At 49.7% G+C, this 21,845-nt stretch carries 12 protein-coding genes; 9 read left to right on the top strand and 3 right to left on the bottom strand.

The window, feature by feature from the left end; genetic code table 11:
- Positions 1–8: 8 nt before the first annotated feature.
- Positions 9–7,136 carry an amino acid adenylation domain-containing protein gene (locus tag JNUCC21_RS16745; RefSeq protein WP_369878346.1) on the top strand — a complete coding sequence of 2,376 codons (7,128 nt, stop codon included), beginning with the start codon at positions 9–11 and terminating at the stop codon, positions 7,134–7,136.
- 18 nt (positions 7,137–7,154) lie between these two features.
- Complete coding sequence (locus tag JNUCC21_RS16740; protein WP_007408694.1) at positions 7,155–7,370, top strand: MbtH family protein; 216 nt, start codon at positions 7,155–7,157, stop codon at positions 7,368–7,370.
- Between the two features lie 44 nt (positions 7,371–7,414).
- Here the strand turns inward: JNUCC21_RS16740 and JNUCC21_RS16735 are convergent, their stop codons facing one another.
- From JNUCC21_RS16735 to JNUCC21_RS16725, 3 genes are all read right to left on the bottom strand, one after another.
- Entirely contained in the window at positions 7,415–8,092 is a 678-nt protein-coding gene (locus tag JNUCC21_RS16735) for a YukJ family protein (RefSeq protein WP_150941372.1), read from the bottom strand.
- 118 nt (positions 8,093–8,210) lie between these two features.
- The gene (gene ald / locus JNUCC21_RS16730) at positions 8,211–9,341 is read right to left on the bottom strand and encodes an alanine dehydrogenase (protein ID WP_007408692.1); all 1,131 of its coding nucleotides are present in this window, start codon (positions 9,339–9,341) and stop codon (positions 8,211–8,213) included.
- Positions 9,342–9,444: 103 nt separating this feature from the next.
- Positions 9,445–10,674, bottom strand: a complete 1,230-nt coding sequence (locus JNUCC21_RS16725) for a CdaR family transcriptional regulator (RefSeq protein WP_007408691.1) — start codon at positions 10,672–10,674, stop codon at positions 9,445–9,447.
- Between the two features lie 315 nt (positions 10,675–10,989).
- Here JNUCC21_RS16725 and JNUCC21_RS16720 point away from each other — a divergent pair, with 315 nt between their 5' ends.
- The 7 genes from JNUCC21_RS16720 (at position 10,990) to JNUCC21_RS16690 (ending at position 21,824) form a co-directional block, all read left to right on the top strand.
- Entirely contained in the window at positions 10,990–11,283 is a 294-nt protein-coding gene (locus tag JNUCC21_RS16720) for a WXG100 family type VII secretion target (protein WP_003152013.1), read from the top strand.
- Between the two features lie 75 nt (positions 11,284–11,358).
- Positions 11,359–11,598 (top strand): EsaB/YukD family protein, encoded by a 240-nt coding sequence (locus JNUCC21_RS16715; RefSeq protein WP_007408690.1) that lies wholly within the window; start codon positions 11,359–11,361, stop codon positions 11,596–11,598.
- Positions 11,599–11,612: 14 nt separating this feature from the next.
- A complete protein-coding gene (gene essB, locus JNUCC21_RS16710) occupies positions 11,613–12,899 on the top strand; it encodes a type VII secretion protein EssB (protein WP_369878345.1) in 1,287 nt (428 codons plus the stop codon).
- Between the two features lie 54 nt (positions 12,900–12,953).
- Positions 12,954–17,429, top strand: coding sequence for a type VII secretion protein EssC (gene essC / locus JNUCC21_RS16705; RefSeq protein ID WP_369878344.1), 4,476 nt, complete (start codon positions 12,954–12,956; stop codon positions 17,427–17,429).
- Complete coding sequence (esaA, locus tag JNUCC21_RS16700; RefSeq protein ID WP_369878342.1) at positions 17,426–20,551, top strand: type VII secretion protein EsaA; 3,126 nt, start codon at positions 17,426–17,428, stop codon at positions 20,549–20,551. The genes essC and esaA overlap by 4 nt, the downstream gene beginning before the upstream one ends.
- 7 nt (positions 20,552–20,558) lie before the next feature.
- Complete coding sequence (essA, locus tag JNUCC21_RS16695) at positions 20,559–21,032, top strand: type VII secretion protein EssA (protein ID WP_045208754.1); 474 nt, start codon at positions 20,559–20,561, stop codon at positions 21,030–21,032.
- Positions 21,033–21,092: 60 nt separating this feature from the next.
- On the top strand, positions 21,093–21,824 hold the full coding sequence (locus JNUCC21_RS16690; protein ID WP_369878341.1) for a (S)-benzoin forming benzil reductase: 732 nt from the start codon (positions 21,093–21,095) through the stop codon (positions 21,822–21,824).
- Positions 21,825–21,845 lie beyond the last annotated feature (21 nt).

Genomic DNA, 21,845 nt, shown 5'->3' with positions numbered 1-21,845 from the left:
AGAATAGAATGCATGATACACAACAGCTGCCTCTGACAGGCGCACAGGCCGGTATCTGGTTTGCGCAGCAGCTTGATCCTGATAATCCGATTTACAATACAGGCGAGTACGTTGAGATAAACGGCGCGATCGATGTGAACATATTTAAAACCGCTCTCGAACGCGTGCTGACGGAAGCCGCGTCATTACACGCCCGCTTCGAGGAGGGAGCAGACGGGCCGAAGCAGATCATCAATCCTCCATTTGAGGCTGCGATCGATGTCATAGATGTGAGTTCAGAAGCTGATCCGAAGCAGGCCGCACTCAGACTCATGCAGACAGATTTGGCTGAGCCCGTTGATATGGCGGCCGGGCCTTTGTTCCGCGACATTTTATTTCAGGCGGGACCGGAACGCTTTTTCTGGTATCAGCGCATTCACCACATAGCGATAGACGGCTACGGTTTTTCACTGCTGGCACGGCGTACGGCGCAAATGTACACCGCAATACGGGAAGGACGTCCGGATAACGGGCGCTCCTTCGGTTCTTTGGAGGATCTGGTAAAAGAAGATCAAGAGTACCGCGCGTCTGATCAATTCCTGAAAGATCGGGAATTTTGGATGGAGAAATTTGCGGATGAACCTGATGTCGTCAGTTTGGCAGAAAGAGCGCCGCGAACGTCAACACGTTTTCGGAGAAGCACGGCTTATCTTTCTGAAACGGCTTTACAGCATGTAAAAGCGATTCCGAACTGGCATGAAGCCGTCACGGCCGCAGCGGCGGTATATGTCCATCGGATGACAAACGCAGGGGATATCGTGCTCGGTTTACCGATGATGGGGCGGATCGGCTCAATTTCACTGAATATTCCGAGTATGGTCATGAATCTGCTGCCTTTACGGCTTTCTCTCCGCCCGGATATGAATTTTCATGAGGCCGTCAGCCAAGTGGCAAAAGAAATCCGAAACATCCGGCGCCATCAGAAATACCGCCATGAAGACATGCGCCGCGACCTTAAATTGCTCGGAGACAATCGCAGGCTGTTCGGCCCGCAAGTCAATGTGATGCCGTTTGACTACGCGCTTGATTTCGCCGGAGCGCGGGGCACCGTCCATAATTTGTCAGCAGGGCCTGTTGATGATTTGTCAATTAACGTTTACGACAGAGCGGACGGAAGCGGAATGCGTGTGGACTTTGATGCGAATCCGGAAGTGTACAGCGCCGAAGATATTGAAAACCATCAAAAACGATTCCTGCTTCTGTTGGAATCAGCTGTGAAAGACCAGACACAAAAAATCGGCACACTCAACCTTCTGCTTGAAAGTGAACGTCTCTGCGTACTGGAAAGCTGGAATGACACGCGCAAGGCCGAGAAGCAGAAAAGTCTGCCGGAGCTGTTTTACGAACAGGCCGTAAAAACACCGGACCGGCCGGCAATCATCACCGAAAACGAAGAGCTCAGCTATGCCGAATTGAACAAGCGCGCGAACCAGCTTGCCGGCATGCTAAAAGAAAAGGGGCTCGGACCGGAACAATTTGCCGCTTTGCTGCTTCCGCGGTCACAGGAGTTGGCCGTGAGCATGCTGGCCGTTTTGAAAACGGGAGCCGCATACCTGCCGCTTGATCCTGATTTTCCTTCTGAGCGGATCACATACATGCTCAAAGATGCACAGCCTGCATGCCTGATTACAACGATGGAATTATCCGGCCGCATGCCGGAAGACAGTGATGCAAAAAGGATCATTCTCGATGACCCGGATACGGTAAAAACCGTTGCCGCTCAAAATGCTGACTGTCCCGCTCAGGCGGAATGTTCGCCTTTGCACCCCGCTTATATCATTTATACATCGGGCTCAACGGGCAAACCGAAAGGCGTAGTCGTCACATTAAAAAGCGTAAGCAATTTCCTCTTATCCATGCGGGAAATGTTCCCGCTCGGCGAACAAGACCGCCTGCTTGCCGTTACGACTGCGGCGTTTGATATTTCCGGACTTGAGCTCTTCCTTCCGCTCATCAGCGGGGCGGGGTGCGTCATCGCACGTAAAGAGACGATTCAGGAACCGCGGGCGCTTGCGCACATGATTCACTCATACGGTATTTCAATCATGCAGGCAACGCCGACATTGTGGCATTCATTAGTCACCAATGAACCGGATTCTCTCCGGGCGCTGCAGGTGCTTGTCGGAGGTGAGGCGCTTCCGAACGCGCTTATGCATGCTTTGCTTGAATCAGGCTGTACGGTGACGAATCTGTACGGGCCGACTGAAACAACAATCTGGTCGGCCGCACAGCCGCTTGCAAAAGGCCATACAGGGGCGCCTCCGATCGGAAAGCCGATTTGGAACACGCGGGTATATGTGCTGGACGCCGCATTGCAGCCCGTCCCGCCGGGAATCGCGGGCGAGCTTTATATAGCGGGCGAGGGGCTTGCCAGAGGTTATTATAACCGTCCTGATTTAACAGCTGAAAGATTCATTGCCGATCCGTACGGGCCCGCGGGCGCGAGGATGTACCGGACGGGAGATCTCGTGCGCTGGCGTGAGGACGGCTCGCTTGATTATATCAGCAGAGCCGATCACCAAATTAAAATCCGCGGGTTCCGGATAGAATTAGGAGAAATTGAGTCAGTGCTGTCGAAATATCCGGGTATTTCGCAGGCCGCCGTTATTGTCCGTGAAGACCAGCCCGGAGATAAGCGGCTGGCGGCTTACGCTGTCGCGGATCAGCCCCTTGATATCGGCAGACTTCGTGAATATATGGGCGAAAGCCTGCCGGATTATATGGTGCCGGGCGCGTTTGTACAGCTGGAAGAATTGCCGCTGACACCGAATAAGAAGCTCGATCGCAGCGCTCTGCCTGCACCTGATTTTTCCGCTGTCCTGTCTGACAGAGGGCCGCGGACGCCGCAGGAAGAAATATTATGCGATCTGTTTGCCGAGGTTCTCGGTCTCGCGCGGGTCGGAATTGATGACGGGTTCTTTGAATTGGGCGGACATTCGCTCTTAGCCGGACGCCTGATGAGCCGGGTCCGGGAGACGATGGGCGCAGAGCTTGGCATCGGCCGTCTGTTTGATACGCCGACCGTTGCCGGGCTCGCCGCACAGCTTGACACCGCAAAGAGTGCGCGGCCTAAGCTCAAGCCGTTTGACCGGCCGGAGCACATCCCGCTGTCATTTGCGCAGCTGCGTCTATGGTTTCTCTACTGTCTTGAAGGGCCAAGCCCGACTTACAACATTCCGGTGATTGTCCGCATGTCAGGCAAGCTTGACCAATCAGCGCTGAAACACGCCTTTTACGATGTTGTCAGCCGTCATGAAAGCCTGCGCACCGTTTTTCCGGAAAATAAGGGATCATCTCATCAGCTCATTTTATCTGCTGAAGAAGCCCGCCCTGTGTTTACAGTGACACGTGCAGACAAAAACGAGCTCCAAGACATGCTTGCCGCTGCGGCACGATATCGGTTTGATCTCGCTAAAGAGCCGGCCGTCCGGGCTGAGCTGTTTGATCATGGTGACGGCGAGTATACGCTGATGGTTCTCCTGCATCACATCGCAGGTGACGGCTGGTCCTTGAATCCGCTCATGCGTGACTTATCCATAGCCTATATCGCCCGGCAAACAGGTGAAAAAGCAGAATGGGCGCCGCTGGCGGTTCAATATGCGGATTATGCGCTTTGGCAGCAGCAGCTTTTAGGCAGCGCGTCTGATTCTGAGAGCTTAATTGCGCGCCAGCTGGATTTCTGGAAGAAAACGCTTGAAAATGTACCGGATCAGCTGGAGCTGCCGTCTGATTTTCCGCGTCCCGCTGAATCAAGCTACAGGGGCGGCGTCATTCCGGTCAACATCGGCCAAGAGCTTCATGCCCGTCTTCTCTCACTTGCCAGAAATCAGCGCGTAAGCCTGTTTATGGTGCTTCAATCAGGGCTTTCCGCGTTACTGACCCGGCTCGGTGCAGGGACCGATATTCCGATCGGCAGTCCGATAGCCGGCCGCAGTGATGACGCATTAGGAGACCTTGTGGGTATGTTCATTAATACACTCGTACTGAGAACCGATACCTCTGGCGATCCGAGCTTTTGTGAGCTTCTTAAAAGGGTCAGGGAAATGAATCTCGCAGCATATGAACATCAGGACGTGCCGTTTGAACGTCTCGTGGAAGAATTGAATCCGGTTCGTTCCCGGTCAAGACATCCGCTGTTCCAAGTGATGCTCGCATTCCAAAATACGCCTGACCCTGTACTCAGTCTTCCTGATATGGAAACAAGCCTGCAAATCAGCAGTGTCGGATCGTCCAAATTTGATTTGACGCTGGAATTGGCTGAACAGCGCCATGACGACGGCACGCCTGCCGGTATTGAAGGCCTGCTGGAGTTCAGTACGGACTTATTTAGAAAAGAAACGGCTGAAGCACTTGCCGGACGCCTGCTTCTTCTGCTCGAAGATGCCGCATCACATCCGGATAAACCGATCGGAAGCTTAACCATTCTTTCTGATGAAGAGCGCCGGAAGCTTTTGCCGGTTAAACGTGCACAACAGCATATTCAGCCTCGGCAGACACTGCCTGAACTGTTTGAAATACAGGCCGCCGCAAAATCGGTTGAAACGGCGGCAGTTTTTGAAGAGAGCGGACTCACTTATAAAGAGCTGAATGAAAGAGCCAATCAGCTCGCGCACATGATGATTGCCCGCGGCGTCGGCCCGGAGCAGTTTGTCGCACTGGCGCTGCCGCGTTCTTTAGATATGATTGTCGGGCTGTTAGCCGTCCTGAAGACGGGGGCAGCGTATCTGCCGCTTGATCCTGATTATCCCGCGGACCGCATTGCTTTTATGTTACATGATGCCAAGCCTGTATTTATGCTCACCAACCGTGAAGGCGCAAGTCAGCTCTCTAACGAAAGCGGCATGCCGGCCTTCATTTTGGATGACCCGCAGAACAAGGAAACACTTCGGCAATATGCCGTCACGAACCCTGCGGATGCTGACCGGATTCGGCCGCTGTCACCGCTTCACCCGGCCTACGTCATTTACACGTCGGGATCAACAGGTGTGCCGAAAGGTGTCATCATTCCGCACAGCAATGTTATCCGGCTGTTTGAGTCGACGCGGCATTGGTATCACTTTCATTCTGATGATGTATGGACGATGTTTCACTCCTACGCTTTCGATTTCTCTGTCTGGGAAATGTGGGGGCCGCTGCTTCACGGCGGACGTCTCGTCGTCGTGCCGCATGACATCAGCAGATCGCCGGAAGCGTTTTTACATCTCCTCGTGAAAGAGCGGATAACCGTGCTTAACCAAACGCCGTCAGCGTTTTACCAGCTGATGCATGCGGAAAAAGAACACAAAGAGCTGGGGCGTCAGCTCGCACTCAGATATATCATCTTCGGCGGCGAGGCGCTTGAGCTGAGCCGGCTTGAGGATTGGTACAGCCGCCACGCAGACAATCAGCCGGTGCTCGTGAATATGTACGGCATTACGGAAACGACGGTGCACGTCAGTTACCTTGAATTAGACAAAAACATTGCCGAACTGAGAGCAAACAGCCTCATCGGCTGCGGCATTCCTGATCTGAACGTATATGTGCTTGATGACCGGCTGGAGCCTGTGCCCCCGGGCATCACGGGCGAAATGTATGTGGCCGGAGGAGGCGTGGCACGCGGCTACTTAGGGCGGCAAAGCCTGACCGCCGAACGCTTTGTGGCTGATCCGTACGGCCCGCCGGGAACGAGAATGTACCGGACGGGGGATTTAGCCCGTCTGCGGACGGACGGTTCTCTTGATTATATGGGCAGGGCGGACCACCAGATTAAAATCCGCGGCTTCCGGATTGAATTGGGAGAAATCGAAGCGGTTCTCGTCAAACATCCGGATGTTGAGGATGCCGCCGTAGTCGTCCGTGAAGACCGGCCGGGAGATAAACGGCTGGCCGCCTACCTTGTCCGATCTGCCGGCAGCACCTTGGACACGGGGGACATGCGTCGGTTTGCCGAAGAAAGCCTGCCGGATTACATGATTCCGTCAGCTTTTGTCCAAATGAATGAACTGCCGCTGACACCGAATGGAAAGCTTGACCGAAAAGCGCTCCCTGCGCCTGACTTCCAAACGGAGGTCACCGGCCGGGGACCGAGAACGCCGCAGGAAGAAATGCTGTGTGAGCTGTTCGCAGAGGTGCTTCATCTGCCGCGTGTCGGTATTGATGACAGATTCTTTGATTTAGGCGGCCATTCTTTGCTTGCGGTTCATTTAATGAGCCGTATTCGGGAAGCGATGGGAGCCGAGCTGAGTATCGGAACATTATTTGAAGCTCCTACGGTGGCAAGCCTTGCTGAAAGACTTGAGTCAGGAACGGGCGCAAGCGCGCTTGATGTTCTTCTTCCGCTCAGAACGGCAGGAAAAGAAACACCGTTGTTCTGTGTCCATCCGGCCGGCGGTCTCAGCTGGTGTTATGCCGGGCTGATGTCTTCTTTAGAGGCTGATTATCCGATATACGGCTTACAGGCGAGAGGCATCGGAAAAAAAGAACCGCTTCCGCAAAGCCTAGATGACATGGCGGCGGATTATATTGAAAAAATCCGCACCGTGCAGCCGAAAGGGCCGTACCGTCTGCTTGGCTGGTCTCTCGGAGGGAATGTCATTCAGGCCATGGCGACACAATTACAGAGCCGGGGTGAAGAGGTTTCGCTATTGGTGATGCTTGACGCGTATCCGAATCATTTTCTGCCGATAAAAAATGCGCCTGATGACGAGGAAGCCGTCATCGCGCTGCTTGCCCTGGGAGGGTACGACCCGGACAGCCTCGGGGATCAGCCGCTTGATTTTGACACCGCGCTGACCATTCTCCGCCGTGAGGGAAGCGCATTAGCCAGCCTGGACGAGTCAGTGATGATGAATCTGAAAGACACGTACATTAATTCTGTCGGGCTGTTAGGAACATACAAGCCGAAACCGTTCCACGGAGATATGCTGTTCTTCAGATCAACGATTATTCCGGAGTGGTTTGACCCGATTGAGCCGGATACTTGGAAACCGTATATTACGGGGAAAATTGAGCGGTATGACTTAGACTGCCGCCATAAAGATATGTGCCAGCCGGGCCCGCTTGCCGACATTGGCGCGATTCTGGCAGAGAAATTAAACGGACGGCGTACAGTCCGGTAAAGAAAGGAAAGAGATGATATGACAAATCCATTTGAACGGGAAGACGGCTCATACCATGTGCTCGTCAATGCTGAAGGCCAGTACTCACTGTGGCCGGCCTATCTGGATGTGCCGGACGGCTGGGAAACCCGCCTCACGAATGAAACCCGCCCCGTTTGTCTCGAATATATTGAAACAAACTGGCGTGATATGAGGCCGGAAAGCTTGAAACAGGCCGAAGCCGCTAAAATGTAATAAGAAAAGCCTGCCGTTATTTCGGCAGGCTTTTTATGCGGACATCAGCCGTTAAGCTGTGTATGATCACAAAATGTATAAGGGTGGCCTTCTTCATTCGTGCACCATGACTGAGACAGAAAAGCCAAAAAGACCGCGGCCCACTGGTCTGCAAACTGGATTAAAATACCGCCGTCGTGCCACGTTCCGTTATCCTTCTTCCAGCGTGTATCAATTGGGTTTCCCTGATTCATATGAATATTATGCATGCCGTTTGTCGGCTTGAACCCGAAAATCTTATCAGCGCCCGGCTCCGGCCCGAATTTAGAGCCGTAAATATAGACGGTGGCTTTTTCTGATTTGGCTTTTTGCATGTACGTCTCAATAAAGTCATTTAAGTCATTATCCGGACCGGTGACTTCATGCGGGAGGGGCACCATGTTCCGGGGATCAAACAATCCGCCGCGGACATAATCCAGCGCCAGCTCACGGCTGGTTTCATCAATTGGGGTATATCCATACGGAATGTTGGGCAGCAGGGTGATCGCGCTTGCATCAAAATGATCTCGTGCCTCATACAGAACCTCTGATTCTTTTGAACTTGACATGACATTGATCGCACAGCGATAGCGCGTATCAGGCTCGCCTAGCACCTCGACTTGAAAATGCGGAGAATCATCATCTGTTTCCCTTTTCATATCTGACACAGTGCCTTTTAATACACCATAGTGCTGAACAGCCATATGAATCCTCCTTTTTCTTTCGGGATATGAATTGATATTCGAGACAGGGGGCCGTTTTTCCTTTTATGAGAAAGAAAAAAAGGACAGCCCGCTGATCAGGCTGTCCTCTTCATATCTATTAAGCTTTTGCAGCCGAACCTTGCATTGCTTTTTCAGCAGGCACGTAGTCATAGCCTAAGTCTTTGGCTACCGCTTCATACGTGACATGTCCGTTAGCCGTATTTAAGCCCGCTTTAAGCGCAGGGCTGTCTGCAATGGCTTGTGCCGCGCCTTTATTGGCGATTTGAAGCGCGTAAGGAACGGTTACATTCGTTAATGCGAGCGTAGACGTACGCGGTACGGCGCCCGGCATATTGGCGACAGCGTAGTGAACGACGCCGTGTTTTTCGTAAGTCGGATTATCGTGGGTTGTAATATGATCAACGGTTTCCACAATGCCGCCCTGATCGATGGCAACATCAACAATGACGGAACCCGGTTTCATTTGTTTAACCATCTCTTCCGTAACGAGAGTCGGCGCTTTGGCTCCCGGGATGAGCACGGCGCAGATCAGAAGATCCGCTTCCGCGACGGAATCTGCAATATTTACAGGGTTTGACATCAAGGTTTTAATCTGATGCCCGAAAATATCATCAAGCTGACGCAGGCGGTCTGCGTTCAAATCGATCATTGTCACATCGGCACCGAGTCCGACAGCCATTTTCGCGGCATTTGTTCCGACGCCGCCCCCTCCGATGATCGTGACTTTTCCGCGGGATACACCCGGTACGCCGGCTAATAAAATTCCTTTTCCGCCCTTTGGTTTTTCAAGAAACTGAGCCCCGATTTGCGCGGCCATTCTGCCGGCCACTTCGGACATCGGCGTAAGCAGCGGAAGGGAACGTCCGTCCGTTACCGTTTCGTACGCGATAGCTGTCACGCCTTTTTTTGTAAGCGCTTTAGCTAATTCCGGCTCTGCAGCTAAATGAAGGTAAGTGAATAAGACCAGACCTTGACGGAAATACGCATACTCTTCAGCCAGCGGTTCTTTTACCTTCATGACCATTTCCGCATCCCATACTTGCTTTCTGTCCTCCAGAATTTCCGCCCCTGCTGATACATAATCTTCATTTGTAAAGCCGCTTCCGAGTCCCGCTCCGGATTCCACAAGAACCCGATGGCCGTTTCCGATAAGCTGTGAAACGCCTCCAGGTGTTAATGCCACTCGATTTTCATTGTTTTTGATTTCCTTTGGAACCCCGATAATCATGTCTGTTTCCCCCAATGTTTGTGTGATGCTTCAAGTGTAGCGCGATTTTTGCGAAAATTCTTTGTTTGAAACAGAAAATAAAAAAACACGGATTTGTGAAATTTCACGAACCCATGCTGCGAAGTTTGATATCAAGGTAAATCGTAAACTTTTCATTCACATTTTTTAAGTCGATTTCTGCGATCTGGCTGATTCTTTTCAGCCTGTAATTCAATGTATTGACATGGATGTTAAGCGCTTTAGCGGCGGTGTTGACATTGCTGTCGGCATCAATAAAATGTTCGAGCGTTTTTACCATATCGGCTTGGTGCTCCCTGTCATACTGCTCAAGCTTTGACAGGGAATAGTTCATATAGCCGCTGTGCTTGCGTTTTTCATCCAACACATCCAGGTACTGATAAATGCCGAGTTCCGAAAAGCTGAAAAGGTGTTTGGTTTCTCTCACAAACCGCTCTTTCGCTTTTAATACGGAAAGCGCTTCCTGATAGGAGCGGTAAACATAAGAAATCGATTCGTAAATACCGCCGACCGCAATCGACGCATCCTCAATTTTATATCGTTCCTTCAGCTGTTTTTGAATATGAAGGGCGAAGTGCTTTACATCTTTAAAAGGCTGATCGGTTTTCGGCGCGGCTAATAAGATTAATTCATTTGAATCGACAGTCGCCAGCATGACATGAATCTGCTGTGTCGTTTCCTGCAAATATTGCAGCTGCTGTTCCGTCTTTTCAGTCAGCTCATCATGTAAACGGATGATCATGACGCTGAACACGGACGGCAGCGCCATTCCGAGCTTATGAAACCCTTCGGCCATTTCGGCTTCCTGATAAATATGGCCGGTCAGCATTTTCCAAAAAAACTCCTGGCCCCGCTCTTCGATTTTCGTTTTGCGGATCTGCAGGTGCAAAAGCTTGTTCCGCACCGCTTTGGCTGCCAGCTGAAGTGTCTTCAGATCTTCGTCATTGAGCTTTTTTTTGATCTCAAGCGCCCAAATAAATCCGAGAACCTGACTGTTTTTCCAGATGGAAATCGCCACGCGGTTGCTCAGGCCCACCTCGTCAATTTCTTTCACTTTGATCGGCTGGTCCGTTTTTAAAAGGGCCGGAATGGTTCCGTCTTTCCAGAGTTTGTTGATGACTTTTTCCGGCACCCTCCGCCCGATAATCGTCGACGTCCGGGCCGGATCTGTACAATCGCTGTGCGTGCTGTATGCAAGCAGTTTATGATTAACGTCTTCTATTGTAATGGGGCATTGAAGAACTTCACTGATATGGTCGGCAACATCTTCAAGCCTGTCGAAACTGTACTTAAATGGATCCTTTGGATTGGTCATCTGTATCCCTACTTTTTCATAGCTTCATATCTTGATCTTACCATCTTGCTTTTCAGACTGAAAGGCATCTTTGCAGGGAAACAGACTAGGACAATAAGATCATTCGATGAAAACGAAAATAATAAGAAAATCATACTATTACATTTACAAAATGTGTAAATGTAACGAAAAATCCAATATATCATAAGACTCATTTTGTAAAATTAAAACAGATTTGTTTGACTGTGCCGAATGGTTGTTTTTATAATAATGACGTTCAAAAAATAAGTGAATTAGCCCATATTTAGGCTGATGACACAGGAGGGTATAAGGAATATGTCTGGATTAATTCGTGTCACACCCGAAGAGCTAAGAGCGATGGCTAAGCAATATGGCGTTGAAAGTCAGGAAGTCATGAATCAGGTTGACCGCCTGAACCGCATGATTTCTGATTTGAAAGGCATGTGGGAAGGTGCTTCAAGTGAAGCATTTGCAGATCAATATGAGCAGCTGAAACCTTCATTTATTAAAATGTCTGAATTGCTTCAAGATGTGAATCATCAGCTCGATCAAACGGCAAATACGCTTGAGTCTACTGACCAAGATATCGCTAACCAAATTCGCGGATAATAAGATGAATGAAGAAACGGAGCGCCTGATTCAATCAAGAAGACGGCGCTCTTTCTATGTAAGGGTGATATGAATATGTATATCGATATTACAATAGATTTAACACATTATAACGGCAGCGTCTTCGATCTCAGATTGTCAGATTACCATTCTGTGAAAAAAGTCATCGATATTGCCCGGCAGGCTCAGCATGTATCTGTTCCGCCGCGTGAAGGCTATTGGATCAGAGTGGTCAATAAAGAAGCGGTTTTTTCCGGAGAACAAAAGCTATCTGACTGCGGCATTACGAACGGAGACCGCCTTGAAATTTTATGAAAGGACATGGTGGAATGACAGGTCATAACAGATCTTATTTAGAAACAGAATTAGACGCCGTCCGGGAAGAAACCGAATCAGGCTTCACGTTCACCTTCCAGCGGGAAAAAATCAAGCTTCTTGACGGGCTGGAAGCAAACGTGATTAAAGATGCTGATCCTTTTTTTCAAAAAGAGGTTTCAGTTTCAGAAGACGAAGTAACCATCACAATCAAACCTCCTTCTTCTTATCAGGCTTTCGGCTATATAAAAGGAAAAGATAAAAAAAGCAGGTGGCAATTTGCTTACCGTCTCGTCCAAGCCGTAAAACAGCATAAGCTGAAACGTCTCAATCTGATTGCCGCCCCTGAAAATATCGTGTTTGATAAAGCGCTGACGCCTTACTTTCTTCATTACGGCGTAAAGGAGAGCCTTCCGCCTTATGAGGAAGATAGAGAAAGGGTGTTAAAAGAGCTCAAAGCCTGTGCGGCGCTTGCAGCTGACGGGGCGTACACCTTCGATGAATATTTGAAGTACAAGGAGACGCTTCACTTCTCTTCTGAGGTGAAAAGCGTGCTAGAGGCGGAGACGATTGAAGAACTGGAAGAAACCATTCAAACCGCAATTGATTCCCTCGAAGAAAGGGACAAGACATACATAAAACTGCCGAAAAAGAAATGGAAAATCCAAAGATACGCCGGTCTGGCGCTTGCCGTCCTCCTTGTGCCGACACTTCTTTACTCCTTATACGTTCTGTTTTTCGCCCAGCCAAAGCAAGAGGCAATTACGGAAAGCAACCGCTATTTTTTAAATCAGCAGTACAGCAAAGTCATTGACACACTCGCCAAATACGATGCGGAAAGCCTCCCGGAATCTGTGCAGTACGAGCTTGCTTCCTCTTATGTGGCAGTTGAAAATCTGAGGGAAGAGCAGCGGAAAAACATCGGGAATCTGGTCACGCTGCAATCAGACCCGAAGCATTTTCTTTATTGGATTGATATCGGCAGAGGGGAAAATGAAGAAGCCATCAAAATCGGCCGCAATCTTGAGTACAACCCGTACATCTGGCTCGGACTTACAAAATATAAACAGCAATTATTAGCGGATGACAGTATGAAAGACGACGAAAAGCAGAAAGAACTGGATGCCGTGGAAAGCGAGCTTGCGAAGGCGAAAAAAGAGGCGGAGGAGCAGCATAAAGAAGCGGAGGAAAACGGTGACACCGCCGAAGCTTCCGCCGGACAGGATGAAAGCAAACAAGACAAAGCGAAAGATAACAAAGAGAACGACAAGAAAGATGAGAAAAAAGATGAAAAAAAATAACAGCACACATCAAATGGCCGCAGGTAACGATCAGGCTGTCAGGAGGTTCGCCATATGAGTCTGTTATGGGTCTTTTACCGAGAGCACGTACAAAAGATTCAGCTGTCTGAACTCCCGCCGTCTCAGCCGATTACGATCGGTCCGGATATGAAAGATACTATCACGGTCGGCACACTTCCGTTACGGCAAAACGCCGCAACCCTTTATCGAAAAGAAACAGATCGTTATGATGTTTTCCTGGGAAATAACTGTGCCGGCGAATTGACAATAGGAAATGAAATGCCCTGCCGGATTGAAGAAGAGACGATGCGGCTTCTGCTCACTCCTGACAAAGAAGAATCCTCCGTTTATTTTATCGGCGGGAAGGATGAGATCGTTTTCTCATCGGAAACAGAGGAAGCGGATATATACAAAGAGCCGTCCTCCGCTCAAACAGGGGCTTTTTATCTGCGAAAGTCGGGAAGATGCTGGTCTGTCGTCCCTGATGGCCAAGACGTTTATGTGAACGGAAAGCTTGCAGAAGCTCCCGAAAGGCTCCGGACGGGAGATGAGCTGCTGTGGAATTTTCTGCGTGTGAGGCTGACGGAGGACGACCTTTTAGAAGTCGTTCATCACGAAAAGCTTCAAACCGGTTTAACCAAAACGGTAAAACCAAGCACCGAAATGAAAAAGAAATACCCGCAATACCGAAGAACGCCGCGCATGGTCTACGATCTTCCAGAAGACCGCGTTTCATTCAGCTTTCCCTCGCAGGAAAGCGAACAGAATAACCGGGGGCTGTGGCTCGTCATTCTGCCTCCTTTGGTCATGCTGATTGTAATGGGGGTTGTCGCCATTATACAGCCGAGGGGCATATTCATCCTAGTCTCTTTGGCGATGTTTATGATGACTCTCATTACCTCCACCGTGCAGTATTTCCGTGAAAAAAACCAGCGGAAAAAACGGGAGGAGAAGCGGGAGCGTGTGTACAAGCAGTATTTAGAAAACAAACGGAAAGAACTTCAGGCGCTGTCGGAAAAACAGCTGCAAGTGCTGACGCATCATTTTCCCCCGTTTGAAAAAATGAAATATTTAACCTCTGAAATCAGCGGCCGCATTTGGGAGAAATCGCTGGAAAGCAGGGATTTTCTGATGCTTCGGCTTGGAACGGGCACGGTCCCGGCAAGCTACGAGATTTCAATGAGCGGCGGAGACCTTGCGAACCGTGATGTGGATGACTTGATGGAGCAGTCGCAGCACATGCAGCGTGTGTATAAAGATATCCGTCATGCGCCCGTGACCGTTGATTTACAAGAAGGGCCGATGGGGCTTGTCGGGAAACCTCAGATCGTCAAAAATGAAATTCACCAGCTGATCGGCCAGCTCGCGTTCTTCAACAGCTACCATGACCTGCGATTTGTCTTTATCTTTCATGAGGACGAATATAAGGAATGGGAATGGATGAAGTGGCTGCCGCAATTTCAGCTGCCTCATATGTATGCGAAAGGATTTATTTACAATGAACAGACCCGCGATCAATTGTTATCGTCCATTTACGAGCTGCTGCGGGAGCGGGATTTGGAAGAAGATAAAGAAAAAAAGATCTTCCAGCCGCATTTTGTCTTTGTCATCACAAATCAGCAGCTGATCGCAGAGCACGTCATTTTAGAATACATCGAAGGCCGGCATGAGCATCTCGGCATCTCGGCAATCATCGCCGCTGAAACGAAGGAAAGCCTGGCGGAAAACATTCACACCCTCGTCCGCTACATTAATGAAGATGAGGGAGACATTCTCATTCAGCAGAAAAAAGCGGTGCAGATCCCGTTTAAGCTGGACAGGCACGAACGGACAAACAACGAGCGGTTTTCCCGGACGCTTCGGACATTGCACCATCAGGTCGGAATGACGAATTCCATTCCTGAAACGGTCTCATTTCTGGAGCTGTTTCATGCGAAGGAAGTAAAAGAAATCGGCATCAGGCAGAAGTGGGAGACAAGTGAGTCTGCAAAATCGCTGGCTGTTCCGATCGGCTATAAAGGAAAAGACGACATCGTCTATTTAAACCTGCATGAAAAAGCGCACGGGCCGCACGGATTGCTGGCGGGAACGACCGGCTCCGGGAAAAGTGAATTTCTGCAAACGTACATCCTGTCATTGGCCGTTCATTTCCACCCGCATGAAGCGGCGTTTTTGCTGATTGACTATAAGGGCGGAGGAATGGCGCAGCCGTTCCGCAAGATGCCGCACCTTCTCGGGACCATCACGAATATTGAAGGAAGCAGAAACTTCAGTATCAGGGCGCTTGCATCCATTAAAAGCGAGCTGAAAAAACGGCAGCGTCTGTTTGATCAATATCGCGTCAATCACATCAATGACTATACAAAGCTGTATAAACAGGGAGAAACGGATATTCCGATGCCGCACCTGTTTTTGATTTCAGATGAATTCGCCGAGCTGAAAAGCGAAGAGCCTGACTTTATCAGGGAGCTTGTCAGCGCGGCCCGCATCGGACGGAGCCTAGGTGTGCATTTAATTCTCGCCACGCAAAAGCCGGGCGGCATCATTGACGACCAAATATGGAGCAACTCACGCTTTAAGGTCGCGCTGAAAGTGCAGGATGCAAGTGACAGTAAAGAAATCCTGAAAAACAGTGATGCGGCGAATATTACGGTCACCGGACGCGGCTACTTGCAAGTCGGAAATAACGAAGTGTATGAGCAGTTCCAGTCTGCCTGGAGCGGCGCGCCTTACATGGAAGATGTATACGGCACCGAGGATGACATTGCCATCGTTACCGACACCGGCTTAATTCCGCTGTCTGAGGTGGACGCGGATGATGCGGCGAAAAAAGACGCCCCGGCAGAAATAGAAGCCGTAGTCGAAGAAATCGAGCGGATTCAAAATGAAATGGGCATTGAAAAGCTGCCGAGCCCGTGGCTTCCGCCGCTTGCCGAACGTATCCCGCGCACGCTTTACCCAGCGCAGGAAAAAGACCGCTTCTTCATCGCCTGCGTGGATGAGCCTGATCAGCAAAGACAGGCGCCTCTCGCTTATACGATGATGGATGACGGCAACATCGGCATTTTCGGCTCATCCGGCTACGGCAAGTCAGTGGCTGCCATCACCTTCCTGATGAACTTCGCGGAAGGATACACGCCGGAAGAGCTTCATATGTACATCTTTGATTTCGGAAACGGCACGCTTTTGCCATTGGCAAAGCTTCCGCACACCGCAGACTATTTCTTAATGGATCAAATGAGAAAGATCGAAAAATTCATGATCCGCATCAAGGAAGAAATCGAGCGGCGGAAACGGCTGTTCAGAGAAAAAGAAGTCAGCCATATCAAAATGTACAATTCGCTCAGTGAAGAAGAGCTGCCGTTTATATTTATCACAATTGACAATTTCGACATCGTAAAAGATGAAATGCATGAATTAGAAACGGAATTTATCCAGATTTCACGCGACGGGCAAAGCTTAGGCATTTACTTCCTGCTGACCGCAACGAGGGTAAACGCCGTCCGCCAGTCGCTGTTAAACAACATAAAAACGAAAGTCGTCCATTATTTAATGGATCAGTCAGAAGGGTACTCCATTTACGGGCGTCCGCCGTTCAGTCTCGAACCGATCCCGGGCCGCGTCATGATCCAAAAAGAAGAACTGTATTTCGCGCAAATGTTTCTTCCGGCTGAAGCGGAAAATGACCTCGAGATGTTCCAGTCGCTGAAAGATGATGTCAAAGCTTTAGCTGAGCGCCACGCCGGAACAGCCGGCCCAGACCCGATTCCGATGCTTCCGGATAGGCTGACGGCCGGCGAATTTTCACTCCGTCTCGGCCCGGATCAAGAACCGTTCCGCATTCCTGTCGGGCTTCATGAGGAAAAGGTCAGCCCTGTGTACTTTGATCTGGGCAAAAATAAGCATTGTCTTATTTTGGGCCAGACACAGCGTGGAAAAACAAACATTCTGAAAGTGATGCTGAATCACCTGCTGCGTGAAGGTACGGAATGGCTCGGGCTGTTTGACTCGATTGACCGCGGACTGTCGCAGTATGCGCAGGAAACAAAGGTCAGCTATCTGGATACAAAAGAAGACGTCCAGCAGTGGATCGAAACGGCAGAAGCCATTTTCACGGAGCGCGAAGCTCAGTATGCGCAGGCCGTCAAAAATGGCGATGTGCACAAACTCAGTTTCTCTCCGGTCGTGTTAATGGCCGACGGTATTACAAGATTCCAGCAGACGATCGACACCGCCATTCAGGACAAACTGGCGATGTTTATGAAATCTTACGCGCATGTGGGCTTCAGTTTTATCCCGGCGGGCAATCACAGCGAATTCTCAAAAGGCTATGATTCCTTAACGACGGAAATGAAACAGATCCGCCACGCGATGCTGCTTGTGAAAAAATCCGAACAAAATGTCATTCCGCTGCCTTACCAAAGGCAGGAACCGGACATTCAGCCGGGCTTCGGCTATTTGGTTGAAAACGGGAAGGAGCAAAAAATCCAAATACCTTTATGTTCAGCGGAAAGGGAGGCCGTCAGATGACTGAACAACGAAAAAGCCTGATCAAATTAATAGCCGCGGTCGTCATCATTCTGCTGCTGCCGGTGCTGTTTTTCCGGTTTATCGGCGATGATCCGGGAAAACAAAAAATCAACGCCACCCGCCAAATCGCAGTCGTGAATGAAGACATGGGCTTACAAACAGATGAAAATGAGGAAGAGGAATCCGTCCATTTCGGCAAAGAAGTAGCGGCCGCTCTCGGCGGCCGTCCGGATTATTCATGGACGGTTGTCAACAGGAGCGCGGCTGAAAACGGTCTGGCGGCTAAGAAGTATGACGCCGTCGTTTACATTCCATCCGATTTTTCAAAAGATATCTTAAGCTATGACAAGGAGCGTCCGCAAAAAGCCACGCTGACATTCAATATTCAAAGCAACCTGAACGCCGTCAACAAAGAAAAGGTGCAGCGTGAGCTAGAAGACGCCCAAAAATCAATGAATAAAAAAATGTCGGCATTATATTGGAATTTCGTTTCGCAAAAAGTGAACAATGTCCGAGGGGATTTTGACAAGATCGTCAATAAAGAATCAGAGTTTCAAAACGTCATGTACAACTTTTACAAGCCGAGCTCCAATGACTTGGCAGGTGAAATCAAGCGGCAAAAAGACCTGATTGACGAACTGAAAAAATCAATGAATGAAGCGCAGGGGGCGGCAAAAGAAAAATTGACCTCGGCAGATGAAGCCAAAACCACCCTCAAAGACTTTGCCGACACGGTCGAGCGCTATAAACAATATCAAGAAAATCAGAAAAAACTGCTGATGGCTGCGCAGGAACAAAATCAAAAGCAAATCACAACCGGACTGAATGCCATTAAAGCACAGCAGGCCGCCAACCAGTTCAGCACGATGATGAGCGGGCTGTCTTCAGACATAAACCGGGCGCAGACACAGCTTGACCAGACAGGATCGGCTCTTCTTGCCGCCCAACAGGTGAGAGAAGCGCAGGTTCCTGAGCAGGAACACGGGATGGCAGATATTCAATCCAATTTACTGAACAATTTTTTGACTCAATATAAAGCTCAAGCAAGATTTGAAACACTGAACAGTATCCAAACCCTTATGAAAAGGGATCGGCAGGCATTAACCGTTCCGGAAAAGGACCCGGGGGATGACGGCTCGGATGAACCGAAAGAAGAAGAAAAACCGGAAGAAGAAAAACCCGGCGATCTGAAAATTGACCTTGACGATCAGCGTGACGAATTAAAGCGCATCTCCGCTGAAATCAATCACATTTCTGACGGATTAAAAGAACCGCAAAAAGAAAATCCGGCCCCTGAAAAACCGGGCCAAGGCGATGACGGTGAAAACTCCGGCGATACCGATCCGAATAACGGAACGAATCCCGGAGAAGACGGAAAAACGGAAGACGGTACAAAAGAAGAGCAGCCTGCTTCCGATAACACAAGCGATCAGGAGCCAAAAACCGTCCAGACCGCCACTGCCGCTAAAAACGTCACTCCGCCTGCTGATGAGCCGGCGGACGATCCGAACGATTCTGAAGGGGACGGCGGCACGGACATATCTGAGGCGAAAGAAAGGCTGAACCAAGCCGCAGAGCGCATTCAGCAAATTGAAAAAGATCTGGAAGAGAAACAGCAGACTCATAATGAAGAACTGAAAAAACGTCTCGATGCTCTTGATGAAGAAATCCAAAGCCTTAAAAAGCAGATTGCCAAAGTTGAAAAACGGGCGGAGAAATTACAGGAAGATCTTGAAAAAACAGTAGAAAAGAGAAAACAAGACTTCAATACCATTTACAGAATGATTGTAAAAACAGAACAGAACATTCTGAACTACCCGCCATTGGATGGCGGCCGCAAATCTGCTCTTGAACAGATATTTGCCGCTGACATCAATACAAAAGAAATATCCGATTTAATGAGTTACTATAATGATTTATCCCTGTATGAGGCGACACTTTATCACTCTCTTGACGCGGGCCCGCTGCCTGATGTGAAAAACAGGGTGCTGAAAGCCCAGCAAGGCGAAGTTCAAACCGTTCTCGCCATCAAACCGGTGGAAACGGCAAGCTGGGAAAACCTGAAAAACAACAAAATGCAGACAGATGAAGACATCAGCAATTTCATTAAAGGCATGACCGAATTCTCGGATAACTACAGTACCTATATCAGAGATGAACAAGCCGGAGTGCTCGATGAGCTCGCCAGCATTTCAGACAGCGCGGCGAAAGCATCCGATCAGCTGGCTGAAGGCGCTGTGCAGGAAGCGGCCGCGTTCAGCGGAGACGGATTAACCGGAACGATGGCGCTCGGCGCTCAGGATACCGTCGGCCGCGAAGTCCTGCAAATGTCTGACACGATGGGCCATCTGTCAGAACGCCAGTCCGGCATCATCAGCTATACCGACAATATGCAGCAAAGCGTAAATGACGTCCAGCAAAAAGCGGACACCTTAAACAGCAACTGGGGCAAAAACGTCGATTCCACGAAATTGATCAGAAATGACGTGTACGGCATTTTAGGGAACGCGCTCGTTGACGGACAGGAAAACGGCTACGTTTACGATTATCTCGCCAACCCGCTTAAAATCAGCGGAGAGGTGCCGGAAGACCGGGTTCAGAATGTTCCGCCGGTCGTCATTTTGGTGATCGTCCTGATCAGCAGTCTTCTGATCGGCTATTTCAGCTCGTATTATCAGCAGGCGCCGCTTCTTGTCAAAGGCGCGCTCTTTGGGATTTTAAACATTATGGTCGGATTGATGATCAGTCTGTTCGGTCTGAATATCTACTCGCTTCCGGACGATCAGACAATTAAATGGTCAGTCTTTACGATTCTCTTGCTTGCGGCGAGTTCAGCTTTTATCCGGGCAGCCTTTGTCTTCAGCTCAATCACCGGATGGATTGCATCGTCCGCGCTCATTCTCTTTTATGTGGCGCCTTTGATCGACCTGATTATGCCGAACTTCACCTTTGACAGTCCGGTTTCGAAAGTCTATATCGATATTCAATACGGAACGGGTCATCTGTTTGCGATGGGGGTAACGGTTCTTGCGATCATTACGCTGATTGCGGCGGCGCTTCCGCTCGTCATTCGGCTGTTTGCGGAAAAAACGGAGGAAAGTGATCAGTCTTATGAGGCGTAACACGTTCATGGAAAAAGGATTGCTGCTGTTTGCTCTCTCCTTTTTCCTTTTCCTTCCCCAAGCCGCAGCCGCGAATGAGGAAAATACTGATGTCAAGCCGAATGAATATGAAAAGAAAGACATTGAAATTCGTACGGATTACCTGCACGACGATGCCTACTCCGAGGAAAAAACGGCGCTTCCGAAAGAACAGAAGGATATCACGTTTGATCAGCCGGCCGAAAACCCGGATGACAAACTGATATCAAATTTGTTTACATCGTCAGACACGGAGCCGAATACGATCAAAGCGCAATCGAAAAAACTGGGTATCACCTTTGCCGAGCCGGCGGTGCGGCATACCTCGGCAGATATGGAAACGGAAGAGAAAAAGACTTCTTATCTGCTGCCTGTCATATATGCCGTCTTGATCCTCCTCGGGATTGCGGCGATGATCTATCTGATCCCGAAAGTCACGGCGCAGGAAAAGGCAAAGCGGTAAACGAATCGCTTGTGTTTGCGGGAAGACAGCCCGTAAAATAAGAAAAAAAGGAGGAGTTTCATGCAGTTTTTTCTTATAACAGGCGCGTCAAAAGGCTTGGGCCGGGCGCTTACGGAACAGGCGCTTAAAGAAGGAGCCGAAGTCGCCGCGCTTTCAAGAACGATAAGCGGGGAAAAGCGCGAGGGACTGACAGAATACAGTGTTGATCTAACCGACCTGGCAGATACCGGGCGGCAGATGAAGGCGATTCTTGATCAAGCAGAGGAGAAGGGGTACTCCGCCGTCACACTGATCAACAATGCCGGAATGGTGGAACCGATCAAGCGGGCGAAAGAGGCTTCCGCCGAAGAATTAAACCGCCATTACACCCTTAATCTGACGGCGCCCGTTTTGCTCAGCCAAATGTTCACAAAGCGTTTCGAAGCGTTCAGCGGCAGCAAAACAATTGTCAACATCACATCGGGTGCAGCGAAAAATCCTTATAAAGGCTGGAGCGCGTATTGCAGCTCAAAAGCGGGGCTTGATATGTTTACGAGAACATTCGGGTTTGAACAGGAGGATGAAGAGCTGCCGGTCCGCATGATCTCATTCTCGCCGGGAGTGATGGATACAGACATGCAGGCTGTCATCCGCTCTTCGTCAAAAGAAGATTTTCATGACATCGAGCGGTTCCGCAATCTGAAAGAAACGAAAAACCTCAGAAGCCCGGAATACATCGCCGGCGTCATTCACTCACTGATCGCGGGCGAGCCGGAAAACGGACGGATATACGATATCAAAGAATTTTTGTAGAGCAGCTTTTACGCTGCTCTT

Origin of the sequence: Bacillus sp. JNUCC-21 (genome assembly GCF_041222765.1) — a bacterium.
Taxonomy (GTDB): Bacteria; Bacillota; Bacilli; order Bacillales; family Bacillaceae; genus Bacillus; species Bacillus velezensis.
The sequence above is the reverse complement of the archived record's forward strand: the minus strand, read 5'-3'. Positions and strand labels throughout refer to the sequence as shown.

Coding starts and splice junctions, on each gene's coding strand:
- JNUCC21_RS16745 (WP_369878346.1), top strand. CDS start 9: ATGCATGATACACAACAGCTGCCTCTGACAGGCGCACAGGCCGGTATC.
- JNUCC21_RS16740 (WP_007408694.1), top strand. CDS start 7,155: ATGACAAATCCATTTGAACGGGAAGACGGCTCATACCATGTGCTCGTC.
- JNUCC21_RS16735 (WP_150941372.1), bottom strand. CDS start 8,092: ATGGCTGTTCAGCACTATGGTGTATTAAAAGGCACTGTGTCAGATATG.
- ald (WP_007408692.1), bottom strand. CDS start 9,341: ATGATTATCGGGGTTCCAAAGGAAATCAAAAACAATGAAAATCGAGTG.
- JNUCC21_RS16725 (WP_007408691.1), bottom strand. CDS start 10,674: ATGACCAATCCAAAGGATCCATTTAAGTACAGTTTCGACAGGCTTGAA.
- JNUCC21_RS16720 (WP_003152013.1), top strand. CDS start 10,990: ATGTCTGGATTAATTCGTGTCACACCCGAAGAGCTAAGAGCGATGGCT.
- JNUCC21_RS16715 (WP_007408690.1), top strand. CDS start 11,359: ATGTATATCGATATTACAATAGATTTAACACATTATAACGGCAGCGTC.
- essB (WP_369878345.1), top strand. CDS start 11,613: ATGACAGGTCATAACAGATCTTATTTAGAAACAGAATTAGACGCCGTC.
- essC (WP_369878344.1), top strand. CDS start 12,954: ATGAGTCTGTTATGGGTCTTTTACCGAGAGCACGTACAAAAGATTCAG.
- esaA (WP_369878342.1), top strand. CDS start 17,426: ATGACTGAACAACGAAAAAGCCTGATCAAATTAATAGCCGCGGTCGTC.
- essA (WP_045208754.1), top strand. CDS start 20,559: ATGGAAAAAGGATTGCTGCTGTTTGCTCTCTCCTTTTTCCTTTTCCTT.
- JNUCC21_RS16690 (WP_369878341.1), top strand. CDS start 21,093: ATGCAGTTTTTTCTTATAACAGGCGCGTCAAAAGGCTTGGGCCGGGCG.